The sequence below is a fragment of the Echinicola marina genome (genome assembly GCF_020463795.1).
In the GTDB taxonomy this organism is placed as follows: domain Bacteria; phylum Bacteroidota; class Bacteroidia; order Cytophagales; family Cyclobacteriaceae; genus Echinicola; species Echinicola marina.
On sequence record NZ_CP080025.1, the window covers coordinates 2861916 to 2874589 of the forward strand.

At 38.8% G+C, this 12674-nt stretch carries 16 protein-coding genes; 3 read left to right on the top strand and 13 right to left on the bottom strand.

The window, feature by feature from the left end:
* Positions 1–6: 6 nt before the first annotated feature.
* Together KZP23_RS11970 and KZP23_RS11975 are read right to left on the bottom strand one after the other, a co-directional pair.
* Positions 7–2043: a thioredoxin domain-containing protein gene (locus tag KZP23_RS11970; RefSeq protein WP_226331959.1), complete on the bottom strand. Its 2037-nt coding sequence runs from the start codon at positions 2041–2043 to the stop codon at positions 7–9.
* A 15-nt stretch (positions 2044–2058) separates the two neighbouring features.
* Positions 2059–3039: a GSCFA domain-containing protein gene (locus tag KZP23_RS11975; protein ID WP_226331960.1), complete on the bottom strand. Its 981-nt coding sequence runs from the start codon at positions 3037–3039 to the stop codon at positions 2059–2061.
* Positions 3040–3234: 195 nt separating this feature from the next.
* On the opposite strand from KZP23_RS11975, the gene KZP23_RS11980 reads away from it, so the two are divergent.
* On the top strand, positions 3235–3483 hold the full coding sequence (locus KZP23_RS11980) for a hypothetical protein (RefSeq protein WP_226331961.1): 249 nt from the start codon (positions 3235–3237) through the stop codon (positions 3481–3483).
* Between the two features lie 83 nt (positions 3484–3566).
* Here KZP23_RS11980 and rplI read toward each other — a convergent pair whose 3' ends face one another.
* The 4 genes from rplI to KZP23_RS12000 all read right to left on the bottom strand — a co-directional run bounded on the left by rplI (position 3567) and on the right by KZP23_RS12000 (position 5806).
* Complete coding sequence (gene rplI / locus KZP23_RS11985; RefSeq protein WP_200976221.1) at positions 3567–4010, bottom strand: 50S ribosomal protein L9; 444 nt, start codon at positions 4008–4010, stop codon at positions 3567–3569.
* Positions 4011–4054: 44 nt separating this feature from the next.
* Entirely contained in the window at positions 4055–4306 is a 252-nt protein-coding gene (gene rpsR / locus KZP23_RS11990) for a 30S ribosomal protein S18 (RefSeq protein WP_186756360.1), read from the bottom strand.
* Positions 4303–4674: a 30S ribosomal protein S6 gene (gene rpsF, locus KZP23_RS11995; RefSeq protein WP_226331962.1), complete on the bottom strand. Its 372-nt coding sequence runs from the start codon at positions 4672–4674 to the stop codon at positions 4303–4305. Before rpsF ends, rpsR begins: the two co-directional genes overlap by 4 nt.
* A 211-nt stretch (positions 4675–4885) precedes the next feature.
* Entirely contained in the window at positions 4886–5806 is a 921-nt protein-coding gene (locus KZP23_RS12000) for a coiled-coil domain-containing protein (protein WP_226331963.1), read from the bottom strand.
* Positions 5807–5838: 32 nt separating this feature from the next.
* Here KZP23_RS12000 and KZP23_RS12005 point away from each other — a divergent pair, with 32 nt between their 5' ends.
* Complete coding sequence (locus KZP23_RS12005) at positions 5839–6432, top strand: TPMT family class I SAM-dependent methyltransferase (RefSeq protein ID WP_226331964.1); 594 nt, start codon at positions 5839–5841, stop codon at positions 6430–6432.
* Here the strand turns inward: KZP23_RS12005 and KZP23_RS12010 are convergent.
* Complete coding sequence (locus tag KZP23_RS12010; protein ID WP_226331965.1) at positions 6429–7208, bottom strand: O-methyltransferase; 780 nt, start codon at positions 7206–7208, stop codon at positions 6429–6431. The genes KZP23_RS12005 and KZP23_RS12010 overlap by 4 nt on opposite strands.
* A gap of 3 nt (positions 7209–7211) precedes the next feature.
* The gene (gene apaG, locus KZP23_RS12015) at positions 7212–7598 is read right to left on the bottom strand and encodes a Co2+/Mg2+ efflux protein ApaG (protein WP_226331966.1); all 387 of its coding nucleotides are present in this window, start codon (positions 7596–7598) and stop codon (positions 7212–7214) included.
* A gap of 73 nt (positions 7599–7671) precedes the next feature.
* On the opposite strand from apaG, the gene ung reads away from it, so the two are divergent.
* On the top strand, positions 7672–8334 hold the full coding sequence (ung, locus tag KZP23_RS12020) for a uracil-DNA glycosylase (RefSeq protein ID WP_226331967.1): 663 nt from the start codon (positions 7672–7674) through the stop codon (positions 8332–8334).
* A gap of 66 nt (positions 8335–8400) precedes the next feature.
* On the opposite strand, the gene lepB is transcribed toward ung, so the two are convergent.
* The 5 genes from lepB to KZP23_RS12045 all read right to left on the bottom strand — a co-directional run bounded on the left by lepB (position 8401) and on the right by KZP23_RS12045 (position 12568).
* Positions 8401–9471, bottom strand: a complete 1071-nt coding sequence (gene lepB, locus KZP23_RS12025; protein WP_226331968.1) for a signal peptidase I — start codon at positions 9469–9471, stop codon at positions 8401–8403.
* 16 nt (positions 9472–9487) lie between these two features.
* Positions 9488–10210 (bottom strand): 4-hydroxy-tetrahydrodipicolinate reductase, encoded by a 723-nt coding sequence (gene dapB, locus KZP23_RS12030; RefSeq protein ID WP_226331969.1) that lies wholly within the window; start codon positions 10208–10210, stop codon positions 9488–9490.
* Between the two features lie 8 nt (positions 10211–10218).
* Entirely contained in the window at positions 10219–10734 is a 516-nt protein-coding gene (locus KZP23_RS12035) for a DUF5683 domain-containing protein (protein ID WP_226331970.1), read from the bottom strand.
* Between the two features lie 113 nt (positions 10735–10847).
* Complete coding sequence (locus KZP23_RS12040) at positions 10848–11774, bottom strand: ParB/RepB/Spo0J family partition protein (protein WP_226331971.1); 927 nt, start codon at positions 11772–11774, stop codon at positions 10848–10850.
* A 14-nt stretch (positions 11775–11788) separates the two neighbouring features.
* A complete protein-coding gene (locus KZP23_RS12045) occupies positions 11789–12568 on the bottom strand; it encodes a ParA family protein (protein ID WP_226331972.1) in 780 nt (259 codons plus the stop codon).
* Positions 12569–12674 lie beyond the last annotated feature (106 nt).

Here is a 12674-nt window from a genome sequence, read left to right on the forward strand (position 1 = left end):
GTATGCTTAAGCTAGGTCCGGAAATTGTTTTATGGCGGCTTTGACATCAGCAAGGGGTTGTTGGCATGCCTTGTCAAAACAAACGTAAATTAAAGCATTTCCACTCGAATCTGCCACCTTATGTTGTAAAAGGGGCAGCGTAGCATCGATAGTTTCACTAGCAGCCAGTACCTTAGGTCCTGTGTAGTTTTGATGAATAGAAAGGGCTAATTCCTTTGCTCCTTTGCCAATGATAGCAATTTCCGGAGTAGAGACCTTTTTGGATAAGTAAACACTTGCCCATTGGGTCAAATAGCCAGGTTCCTTTACCAGTATGGACCTCATAAGACCTAAAAGCTTATCGGAAAGATGACTATAATAGTCTTCATAGAAGTAAAGGCCTAAGTGATGGAGGTTTTCCGCCATGAGGGCATTGGAAGAGGGAATGACATTGTCAAAGATTTCTTTCTTATTGGCGATCAATTCCTCGGCATCTGGGTTGTTAAAATAAAACAGATGGTCATCTTGGTCATAGAAATGGCGCAAGCAAAAATCTGTAAGTTCTCTGGCTTTGTTTAGCCATTTTTCGTCAAAGGTCAGTTGGTACAATTTGATAAAAGCTTGTATGATGCCAGCATAATCTTCCAGAAATGCAGGGGTATAGGCCTGGCCATTTTTGTAAGACCTAAACAGCTTATCTCCTTCAATCATCTTTTTTAATAGAAACTCGCCGTTTTGTACGGCCATTTCCTTAGCAAGCGGGTTTTCTGTTGCCCAATAGGCTTGTACCAAGCCCGAGATGCAGAGTCCATTCCAGCCTGAGAGGATTTTATCATCCAGACCTGGCTTGATTCTTTTAGTTCTGATTTGATAGAGCTTTTCCTTTGTGCTTTTTATATTATCTTTTAATTCCTGATCAGAAATGCCAAGTTTAGTAGCTAAATCCTTATAAGATGAGGTTTGGAAAAGAATATTGACACCATTTTCCCAGTTGCCTTTTTCTGAGATATTATAAAGCTCATAAAACCATGCGTCCTCTTCTCCAAGTAGGCTTTTAAGTTCTTCGAAGGTCCAAGTATAGAATTTCCCCTCTTCTCCTTCACTATCTGCATCCAAAGCTGCATAAAAACCGCCTTCTTCCTGTAGCATTTCTTTGTTGATCCAGGCAATGGTTTCATTTACTTTTTCCTTGAAGAAGTCCTCACCACTGACTTGGTAGGCCTTTGCAAATAATGATAAGAGCTGACCATTGTCATAGAGCATTTTTTCAAAATGGGGAGCAAACCACTCGCTGTCCACAGAATATCTGGCAAATCCACCTCCTAAGTGGTCATAGATGCCTCCCATCCCCATTTTCTTAAGGGTAAAAAGGACTTTATTTTTGACTTCCTGATCCTGTTTGAGATTGGCATAATCCATTAAAAAATTCCAGATAGAAGGCATGGGGAATTTTGGAGACCTGTTCATCCCACCCCATTTGTCATCCATTTGTCCAGTGAGTTTTTGGGAAATATGCTGAAGCTCACCCGCTGAAAGCTCATTTTCATTGGCGGATAACCCGTATTTTTCTCTTTCTTTTAACTTAATGCTGTTTCCGAAGCCCTCAGCACTTTTGGCCAGGTCATCATAATGTTTTTCATAAGCATCGGCAATATTTTGAAGCAGCCCTTTCCAGTTGGCATTGGGGAAATAAGTCCCTCCATAAAAGGGCTTTTGATTGGGCATCAAGAACACATTGAGTGGCCAACCTCCCTGTAATCCCATGGCTTGAATGGCATCCATGTAAATATTGTCCAGATCAGGGCGTTCCTCCCTGTCAATCTTTATGGAGACAAAATGCTCGTTCATGATGGCCGCTGTGGCTTCATCTTCAAAACTTTCATGCTCCATCACATGGCACCAGTGGCAGGCAGAGTAACCAATGGATACTAAGATAGGTTTGTTTTCCCTTTTGGCTTTTTCCAATGCCTCGGGGCCCCAAGGGTGCCAGTTTACTGGATTGTAGGCATGTTGTAAAAGATAAGGACTTTGGCTTTTTATGAGTTGATTGGCCTTTTTGCTCATGGGATTGGGACTTGATTATTTGGTTTGAATTAGGTCTACGACTTGATTGATTTCATTTGAAAAATCAAATTCAGGTGTCAATTGTTCCATTTTCAATAAGAGATTTGACAAAAACTTTTGATGGGCCTCTCCATTGGGATTGAAAGCCTTGTGGGAGAGGGCTTTTAGTATGGTTTCAATTTGGAGGATCTTTTTTTTGGTGTCTTCAGTGAAAAAAGATTGAGAAAACTTTTCCCAGATATAATCCTCTGCTTGAGCTGTGGGATGAATCATGTCCTCTTTGTAAAACCTATAATCCCGGAGCTCGTCCATCATGATTTCATAGCTTGGGAAATAGTTAATCTGCTTATTTCTTGTGCACAGTTCTTGACAGACTACCCTTAACAAGGATTTACTAAGCTGGTTTTCAGCTATTCCATCTTTGATGTGACGTACAGGGCTTACAGTAAGCAGGATTTGGACTCGAGGATTGATTTGAATGAGCTTATTGTGAAATGGCTCAAAGGCATCGAGTATTTCGTCAATGTTTAGCAATCTTTTTTGGAATAACTGACTATCTTGTTTATGGCAGTTAGCTACTATAGTCTTTGTATGTAGGAGTTCGTAGATATGAGCGGTGCCAAAGGTGATGATTAGGGTAGAGACCTTTTTTAAGCTTTGACCTGCTGTTTTGGCACTTAGCTTTATGTTATTCTCTAATTCCAAAGGTGAATTTCCGGAAATATCAGAATGGAAATCATAATGGAGATATCTTCCTTGATGGTGGATGATATGGTCTTCAGGAAAAGCATCTCCATTCAATGCGTGTTGCAGAAGTTTTATGATTGAAAGTGGGTTGAAAATTGTTCCAAATGGATTGTTTAAAGTGTTGAATTTTCTTTCCAATAGTTTTCGTCCAATCACCGCTGAAAAACAAGAGCCGATAGTCAGGATTTCCTGGTCATAGTTGAGTTGGTTTTCAAAGTGGGGAATTTGAATTTTAGTTTGAAGTAGCATAAGGCTAAATTAAATAAATTGGGGCAATGTTCAGTTTTAAGTCATAAATTGATGTAGAATTAAAGATTCGTTAATAATATGGTCTTTTTGATGTTTTTGTGTTAAAAGTTGTCGTAACTTGTTGAATGTTTGGTTGGTATGATCTATTTTTAGTGCCATTCATGTAATACAAAACATAAACAAACCATTAGCATTATGAAAACAGTCGCTTTAGAGAAAACAGTAGAGGCAACAGTCGAGAAATTACAAAAGTTAAAGGTCGAAGATCAATTGATAGCAGAGCTGGAATGGTGTCTGGGTAGTTACAGGTATGATAGTAATCCGTCAGGCTTGATCGAAAAGAGCGGAGTGGCACTTACTACCTTAAAGGCAGTTAAGGAGAAAAACAGCAGGGCAGTGTCCAAGAAATTATTGGATGATCTGGAAAAAGTAGCGATAGCTTAATTCTTTTCAGGGACAAAAAGAGAAAAGGCTATCTGCTGTAGCGGATAGCCTTTAAAATTATGTTTGATTTGCAAGTGCTGAGATTATTCAGCTACCACTACAAATTTAACCTCAGTTTTCACTTCTCTGTGAAGATCAACTTCTGCTTGGTATTCACCTGCACCAGTAACAGGAGTGCTGATAGCGATTTTCTTTCTATCAACCTCAACACCTTTGGCTGCAAGTGCATCAGAAATCTGAAGGGTAGTTACTTTACCAAAGATTTTACCTGAATCACCGATTTTAGCTTTGATCTCAAGGGAAATACCTTCGATTTTAGCAGCTAGTTCTTCAGCTTCGGTTTTGATTTTCTCAGCTTTGTGAGCTGCTTGTTTGATATTTTCTTCAAGAATTCTCTTGTTGGAAGCAGTGGCCAATACAGCAAAACCTTGAGGGATAAGGTAATTTCTTCCATATCCAGGTTTTACAGCAACTAAGTCGTTTTTATAGCCAAGTCCTTTTATGTCTGTTTTTAAGATAACGTCCATTGTAGTTGTCTAATTTAATAAGTATTGAATAGAACAGGGCCGGATTATTTCAGTCCGTCAGTTACATAAGGTAACAAGGCCAAATGTCTAGCTTTTTTGATGGCGTTGGCCACTTTTCTCTGGTATTTAGCAGAGTTTCCAGTAAGTCTTCTAGGAAGGATTTTACCTTGCTCATTGACAAACTTCAATAAGAAGTTAGGATCTTTATAATCGATGTACTTGATGCCTAATTTTCTGAATCGGCAGTACTTCTTTTTATTCTGCTCTCTGTTGATTGGTTCGTTCTTAAGTGTCATTTTGCAGCCTCCTCTTTTACTTCAGATTTTTTGTTGAATTCACCTTTTCTTCTTCTTTCTCCGTAAGCAATAGCGTGCTTGTCTAGAGCTGTAGTCAAGAAACGCATTACTTTCTCGTCTCTTCTCATTTCAAGTTCAAACTTCTTGATCAAAGTAGGAACGCTTTTGAATTCTACAAGTACATAGAAACCAGTGCTTTTTTTCTCGATTGGGTAAGCAAGTTTCTTAAGACCCCAATTTTCAACATTGATAATGTCTGCTCCCTCTTCTTTTAACAAGTTGATGAACTTGTCTACGGTATCCTTCATCTGAACATCAGACAAAACGGGAGTTAAAATGAATACCGTTTCATAATTTCTTTGGAACATTTGATAATTGTTTAGCTATAAATATTTAAACAGATCGCAAAATTAGTGCTTTATTTTAATTTATCAAAGAAGTGTATGGGTTTTTGAAAGGCCAATTGATAGTGATTCCCCTGCACAGACTAAAGTGGAGAGTAATAATAAAGCACCTGCGGAATTTACCTACAGGTGCTTTATTATACTAAAAGTAAATATGCCAAATCTGAGAAGTCAATTACTTGATTTCAAACTTCTTGTTTCCAATATTGAATCCCTCAGAATAGATTTTTACTTCATAAATACCTTCTGGGTAATCAGTTTCTTTCTGATAGAGATAAATCAACTTCTTTTGGGTATTGTCAAATAAAATATCCTGTTTAGCTGTATAGAATTCTTCTCTGCCATCGATTGTAAAGGTGCCGGAGCCCTTGGCAATGTCGAAAATTACTTGATTGTTAGGAGCAACTACTTGTACAAAAATGTCCTTTGTGCCTGGTTCAGCCACTTTGTTTTCCGCAATATCGAATGATATTTTGAGTTTTTCTAGGTGTCTGTTTCTGAAAGAACCTTCCCTTTCCCTTCCCCTTGAATTGACAGCGGCAATAACAATGTTCTCAGCATACAGCTTTTGGGCTATATTTACTTTTTCTTCAAGTACTTCTTGTTTTAAGTTGAGCTGTACAATGCTATCTTCTATTTCTGCTTTAGAAGTCTTAAGGTCTTGATTCTCTGTAAAAAGTTCTTCGTTGACCTGTTTAAGTCTGGTGATTTCTTGGTCTTTGTCTGTAAGGACGGTAGAGAAACTGTCAATTTTTTTGTTCAAAGCTGCGATTTCAGATGCAGACCTATTTCGTTCGGTATTGCGTTCCTGAATTAACTGTTCTTTTAGCATCACCAAAGAGTCTACATTTCCTCCTAATTTTTGTATTTCGTTGATTCTCAGGTCTAATTGATATGCCATGGAGTCTATGCGCAAGTTCAAATTATTATTGTCTTCCGATAATATGAGAATTTCTTCAGTCTTTTGGGATTTGTCTACACTGTCCAAATAGAGTTTTACTCCACTGATTACTACCAGTATAAGTAAAATGATGATTAAAATGTTTTTTCCCTTTTCGTTTCGGGATGATTTTTCTTCGGGTAAATTAGTACTCATAATGTAGAATGTTAGGCCTTATTTGCACTATAATGACTATTTCAGAACTTTTTGATGAAAACTACTGGACTTCCAGGTATCACCTAAACCAAACTGGTTGGGATGTAGGTGAAGCTACAAATCCCTTAAAGCAATATTTAGACCAAATTGCCAATAAAGAGATAAAGATTCTAATTCCAGGTGCAGGAAATGCTTATGAAGCAGCATATGCCTATAATATAGGTTTTAAAAATGTAAATATTTTGGATATTTCATTATTGCCTTTGGATAAATTTGCCGCCAACCACCCGGACTTTCCTTCAGGACAACTACTTCATGAAAATTTCTTTGAACATAAGGGGGAGTATGACCTTATTATTGAACAAACTTTCTTTTGTGCCTTGAATCCTTCACTCAGAAAGGATTATGTGAAAAAAATGACACAGTTGTTAAAGCCTACTGGGGAATTGGGAGGAGTATTGTTTGATGTGGATTTTGGAAAACCTGGACCGCCTTTTGGAGGGAATAAAGTGGAATATCTAAAATGTTTTGAGCCTGAACTGAAGGTGGTTAAGATGGAAAGATGTTATAATAGTATCAGAGAAAGGGCAGGGATAGAGCTGTTTTTTAAGGCTGTAAAGGCTTAATAATTAAGGGTATAATGTTTTTTATTGATCCCTTTCTTAAAAAACAGGATGCCACATTCATAAAAATCCATGCTCATGGAGACTTCTTCCTGTGTTTTGATTTGTTCCCAGGCTTTTTGCATTTCAGGAGACCAATGGATATCCCCGATGGCGACAATGCTATTGGTGTGTAATTTAGTCTTGATCAGTTCAAAGAAGTGTAAAGTCGCTTGATAGGTATGATGGGCATCAATTAACACAAAGTCCAACTCAGCAATATCTTCTAAAAAAGGAGGAAGGCTTTCTTGTATCTTTCCTTCTATTAACTTGATGTTGTCAAAGGAAGAAAATGTGTTTTGAGCCACATAAGATAATGATGCTGATCCTTCAAAGGTATAAAGTTGACCTAGGGTGGCTTTGGATAAATAACATGTATTAATTCCTACACAGGTGCCCAGTTCGATAACGGTTTTGGCAGGTGTCAAAGCGCAAAAATATTGGTAAAGTCGGGAATATTTGTCAGAAGAACTACTGTGTCTGGTGATATCAGCCACTTTTCTCAATTTCTTCTTTTTTAGATGAATTGATCCAGCCCCAAAGTCTTCTATGAAAATTTCTTGGTGATTGGTGAGTAATTTGTTTTTGAGCTGTATCAATTCAATATCTTTCTGTCCCTTGGAAAAGGAGCGTAAGCCTTCATATACCTCATAGGCAAAAGGAGCCTGAAGAGAATGGCGGTCCTCCTTAAGAAGGAAATAATTGATGTAAGAGAAAAATGGAAATAACTTTTTTAGCACAGTTTAATTGTCGAAGATGTCAGCAATTAGTTGGAATTCTGGGATTTCAATTGCTAGCACTTTACCATCCTGGAGGCGTTCCATGTAATATTCTCCCTTCATTTTTCCTAAGCCTGAGCGGAGATTACAGCCGGATACATAATGGTGGGATTTCCCTGGTTCGAGAACTGGTTGTTGCCCCACTACACCGTCACCTTCGATTATTTTCGTGGATAGGCCTGCGTCAAAAACTTCCCATTTTCTTCTTAGCAGTTGTAAGGTATGGGCACTGTTGTTTTCAATGGAGACTTTATAGGTAAAGACATAGTGATGCTGGTGCGGGCTGGAGTATTCCGCTTGATAGGTCGCTTCCACGCTGACCTTGATGCCTTGGGTAATTGCCGTAACCATTAAAAACTTTGTCTATCAGGATTTTTGTTCGAAATTAAGGGTTTATTCATAAATCTCAAGAGAATTAAAATAAATGAATGTTAAGATAAACGCGACTTGGAAGGAAAAGTTGGGTGAAGAATTTGAAAAACCCTATTTTGAAACGTTGGTTTCTTTTGTGAAAAGGGAATATGGAGAAAAGAAGATATTCCCTCAGGGCAGTGAAATTTTTAATGCTTTTGAAAAATGCCCGTTCGAAAAAGTGAAAGTGGTGATTCTGGGGCAAGACCCCTATCATGGTCCTGGGCAAGCCCATGGCTTGTCTTTTTCTGTTAGGGAGGGAATTCCTTTTCCGCCTTCTTTGATGAATATATTTAAGGAGCTCAAGGATGATTTAGATGTTTCTGTTCCATCGCATGGAAATTTAGAAAGATGGGCAGAACAAGGTGTTTTGTTGCTGAATGCAACATTGACTGTAGAGGCTCATAAGGCAGGATCTCATCAGAAAAAGGGCTGGGAAGAATTTACTGATGCAGTGATCAGAAAGTTGGCTGAAGAAAAAGAAGGGTTGGTTTTTATGCTATGGGGTGCTTATGCACAAAAAAAGGCTGCTTTTATATCAGATGAGAAACATTTGAAATTAAATGCCCCGCATCCAAGTCCTTTGTCTGCTCATAGAGGTTTTTTAGGCTGCAAACATTTCAGTAAGGCCAATGACTATTTAAAATCAAAGGGAGAAAATGAAATTGTATGGTGATAAAAAAGGCGGCAAGAATCTTTCTTGCCGCCTTTTTTATTCAATAGGGGAATTGTTTTTTTCAGGTTAATGGATGCTTTTAAAGAATCTGTTCCACCTTATTTTACTGAACATACTCTTATGTTTGTCCAATGATAACCACAGGAACCATGCTTTTCCTACAATGTGATCTTCAGGAACAAAACCCCAAAATCTAGAGTCCAAGGAATCGTGCCTGTTATCACCCATCATAAAATAATAGTCTTGGGTAAAGGTATAACTGTCTTGTTTTTCTCCATTGATAAAAACTTGATTGGCTTCAATCCTTAAATCCTCAATTCCTTCGTAATTTTTGATGGTGAAGGCATATTTACGGACATTGTCTTCTGTTAAATCTATGGTCCAGCCTTTTGCAGGGACTTTAAGTGGCCCGAAGTTGTCTCTGTTCCAACCATAATAGGAACCGTCAGGATGGATGTCAGGATCACCATTGTCCTTTTCGTAAATTCGGATTTTAACTTCTTTGATTACAGGAGATTTTTCCAATCGCTTTGCTATGGCAGGGGTGGTGAAGACCACATACATGCCATTAAAGGGATGGTAAGAATCCTTATTGATATCATATTCGTCAAAGAATTCCGCATTGAGCATTCTGTTGGGAACTACATCATATGAAAATTGCATCTCCTCTGGGTTTTCTGCAACTTGGTCGTTGATGATGAGTTGGGCCTGGTCGATTTTGACTACATCACCAGGAATGGCCACTGCTCTTTTGATATAGTTGGTTTTTAGATCTACCGGATATTCAAATTCATCAGGATAGTTAAATACCACTACATCATTTCTCTTCACAGAACTAAAGCCAGGAAGGCGATAATAAGGCAGCTGAATGGCATCAGAATAAGAGGGGATATCTGTTCCCCATATTTTTTGATGGGTCAAGGGGACCTGTAGCAAAGTTTGCGGGGTACGTGTCCCGTAATGCATTTTACTGACAAATAAGAAGTCACCCACTAACAGGGACTTTTCCATTGAAGCAGTGGGGATAGTAAAGGGTTCCAAAAATAACCACCTGATCAAACTGGCGGCAATAACCGCAAAAACCAAGGCATCCAGCCATTCTCTAACTGGGCCTTTTTTCTTTTTTTCTGAACTCATTTTATACAATGATTAATTAGAAAGTAAGGAAATCGTCCATTGACAATACTCCCTTTTTGTCTTTGATCCACTCAGCTACCAAAACTGCGCCAAGGGCAAAGCCTTTTCTGCTATGGGCTGTGTGCTTGATTTCAATATCGTCTATTTCAGACGAATAATTGATGATATGGGTCCCTGGGGCAGGGTCAATTCTCTTAGCGGTAATGGGAATAGATTGTTCGCAACCGTTCATATCTGTGTCCAAATTCCAACGGTTCACTCTGTCCAAATTGTTGATGATTCCTTCTGCTAATGTAATGGCAGTGCCACTTGGAGCATCTTTCTTTTCGGTGTGGTGGATTTCTTCCATTTTTACTGAATAATCAGATTGATCATTCATGATTTTGGCCAAAAAGCTGTTGACTTTGAAGAATATATTTACCCCAATACTATAGTTGGAAGCATAGAAAAATGCGCCGTCTTTATCTAAAGTTAGTTGTTCGATTTCTCCTTTTTTGTCCAGCCAACCTGTCGTTCCACTGACTATAGGGATTTGGTTATTGATGGCCCAAGTCAGGTTTTTGTAGGCTGCATCTGGCTGACTGAATTCTATGGCTACGTCTATTGATTGGGTGTCAAGCTGATCCAATGTATGTACATTGGACTCGTCAATCTTTCCCGCAATGGTATGGCCTCTTTCTTCTGCAATTTGGGAAATGATTTTTCCCATTTTACCATACCCAAGTATTAAAATATTCATCTAGTATTTTAAAATTTTAATTTTATTGATATTCCCACTGAATTTCCACTGGCATAAAGGGATTCTACAGAGGGTTGAACTTTTAAAGTCAGGTCGTCAGAAACATCAAAACCAGAAAGGTGGGCGTCCACAATGGCGTCCACGATATTCAGTGCGTAAATAGCCCCAAAAATCAAATAAGTGGCATCTCTGTTTCTTCTCCAATAATCTACATTTCTGATCAGTCCGTCTTCATTAAGGTTAGGGAAAAGGTTTTCCGTTTCGGCATCGTCATCGCGGTAAATGATCAAAGCTTCCTTAAAGAGTTGGTACCTTCTGTTATTGAAGTCTACAAAGTAAAGATTAGTTATGATTCCACCATAAATAATCGGTACTTTCCATGGTTTTTCATTGTAAACTTGTCCCGCTCCCGGCAAAATAGCAGATAACCATGCTGCTTTTTTGGGATTTTTTGATTCCTTTTTTAGGATGATCTCCTGTTGATTGGTAGTATCAGCCTCTATTTGCCGGATTTCTTGTCCCAAACATTGGATTTGGAATAGAGGTAATAAAACAAAAACAGCAACAGTTTTTGGATAGTTAACTATTGCTTTTTTTATTTCCTCAATAAAACATTTGAGATAAGAACGACGCACTTTTAAATGATTTCTAGTATTTCCAGTATTCTGTTCAGGTCGTCAGCAGAACCAAATGGGATTTTGATTTCTCCTTTGTCCCTATGATCCATTTTTAGGCTTACCCTGCTGCCCAAGTGAGAAGCCAATCTCTGTTGGAGTTTACTCAATTCATATTTTTTAACAGGATCCAAGTCGGGCTTTTCAGTAGTGACGGTTTCTTCTTCAGGACCATTGTGCAGTGCTTTTACCAAAGCTTCCACTTTTCGGACACTTAGTTCTTCCTCTATGGTTTTTCGGTAAATAGCAAGTTGTTTGTCAACTTCTTCAATATTGATCAATGCCCGGGCATGGCCCATGGAAATTTTTTTGTCCCTAATGCCGGCCTGAATATCTGGCGGGAGTTTGAGTAATCTAAGGTAGTTGTTGACCGTAGTCCTGTTTTTTCCAACGCGGTCACCCAACTGTTCTTGCTTCAGGTCACATTCTGCCAATAACCTTTGATAGGAATGCGCTATTTCCAGGGCATTGAGGTTTTCCCTTTGGATATTTTCTATCAGGGCCATTTCCAACATTTGTTGGTCATTGGCTGTTCTGACATAGGCAGGTACGGATTCCAATCCGGCGATTTTGGATGCCTGGAATCTTCTTTCTCCAGAAATCAATTGGTATTCATTGTCCGCGAGTTTACGAACGGTGATAGGCTGAATGATGCCTTGGACAATGATGGAGTCTGCAAGTTCTTGCAGGGCATCTTTGTCGAAATGGGTTCTTGGCTGATAAGGATTTACCTGAATTTCCGCTAATGGAACTTCGTGGATTCCCGCAGCTGGAATTTCTACTTCCCTTTCTTCCTTTTTATGCTCATTTTTAGAAGAATCTTCTAATAAAGCACCCAATCCTCTTCCCAGTGCCTTTTTCCTTTTTATGGGTTTTTGATTATCAGCCATGATGTGTAATTAGATTAATTCATTTTTACTAAGCCATTGCGTTCCGCGATTTCATTGGCCAAATTCAAGTAGGATAATGCCCCTTTACCTTCAGCGTCGAAGGCGATGGCAGGCAGTCCAAAACTAGGAGATTCTCCTAGTTTTACATTACGCGGAATGATGGTGTCAAAAACCATGTTTTTAAAGTGTAGCCTAACTTCTTCCACCACTTGGTTGGAAAGTCTCAGTCTTACATCATACATGGTCAATAATATGCCTTCAATCTCCAGGTCAGGGTTAAGTCTGGTCTGGATGATTTTAATGGTGTTCAATAGTTTTCCAAGCCCTTCCAAAGCAAAGTATTCACACTGTACAGGGATGATGACAGAATTAGCAGCGGTGAGCGCATTGATGGTGATTAGACCCAATGAAGGAGAGCAATCAATGATGATGAAATCATATTGATCCTGGATCTTACCGATCACCTCACGCATTTTTTCCTCTCTGTTGTCCAAATTGATCATCTCTACTTCAGCACCTACAAGGTCAATATGCGAAGGTACCAAGTCCAAGTGTTCAATATCTGTATGGTAGATGATGGAGCTGATATCCACACCATCTACCATGCATTCATAGATGCTGTTGTCTATTTCTTTGGGATCTTGTCCCAGCCCTGAAGTAGTGTTGGCCTGTGGGTCAGCATCAATCACTAGAGTTTTAAACTCCAGTACAGCCAAACTGGCTGCTAAATTCATGGCTGTGGTTGTTTTACCCACACCGCCTTTTTGGTTGGCAATAGCTACTATTTTTCCCATTGTATTGGTGTCAAATGGTCATGTTAGTTTTGGTACAAAGCTTTGACATTTCTAAAGCAGCGTTGTTCATGTTTTATTAATCCTTTAGCATTCTAAGCTTCCGGGT

Bases quoted from the DNA above. Each gene is read 5' to 3' on its own strand.
- dapB (WP_226331969.1), bottom strand. From the start codon at position 10,210: ATGAATATTTTAATACTTGGGTATGGTAAAATGGGAAAAATCATTTCC.
- KZP23_RS12005 (WP_226331964.1), top strand. From the start codon at position 5,839: ATGACTATTTCAGAACTTTTTGATGAAAACTACTGGACTTCCAGGTAT.
- KZP23_RS12045 (WP_226331972.1), bottom strand. From the start codon at position 12,568: ATGGGAAAAATAGTAGCTATTGCCAACCAAAAAGGCGGTGTGGGTAAA.
- rpsF (WP_226331962.1), bottom strand. From the start codon at position 4,674: ATGTTCCAAAGAAATTATGAAACGGTATTCATTTTAACTCCCGTTTTG.
- lepB (WP_226331968.1), bottom strand. From the start codon at position 9,471: ATGAGTTCAGAAAAAAAGAAAAAAGGCCCAGTTAGAGAATGGCTGGAT.
- KZP23_RS11975 (WP_226331960.1), bottom strand. From the start codon at position 3,039: ATGCTACTTCAAACTAAAATTCAAATTCCCCACTTTGAAAACCAACTC.
- KZP23_RS12040 (WP_226331971.1), bottom strand. From the start codon at position 11,774: ATGGCTGATAATCAAAAACCCATAAAAAGGAAAAAGGCACTGGGAAGA.
- ung (WP_226331967.1), top strand. From the start codon at position 7,672: ATGAATGTTAAGATAAACGCGACTTGGAAGGAAAAGTTGGGTGAAGAA.
- KZP23_RS11970 (WP_226331959.1), bottom strand. From the start codon at position 2,043: ATGAGCAAAAAGGCCAATCAACTCATAAAAAGCCAAAGTCCTTATCTT.
- rpsR (WP_186756360.1), bottom strand. From the start codon at position 4,306: ATGACACTTAAGAACGAACCAATCAACAGAGAGCAGAATAAAAAGAAG.
- apaG (WP_226331966.1), bottom strand. From the start codon at position 7,598: ATGGTTACGGCAATTACCCAAGGCATCAAGGTCAGCGTGGAAGCGACC.
- KZP23_RS12000 (WP_226331963.1), bottom strand. From the start codon at position 5,806: ATGAGTACTAATTTACCCGAAGAAAAATCATCCCGAAACGAAAAGGGA.
- rplI (WP_200976221.1), bottom strand. From the start codon at position 4,010: ATGGACGTTATCTTAAAAACAGACATAAAAGGACTTGGCTATAAAAAC.
- KZP23_RS11980 (WP_226331961.1), top strand. From the start codon at position 3,235: ATGAAAACAGTCGCTTTAGAGAAAACAGTAGAGGCAACAGTCGAGAAA.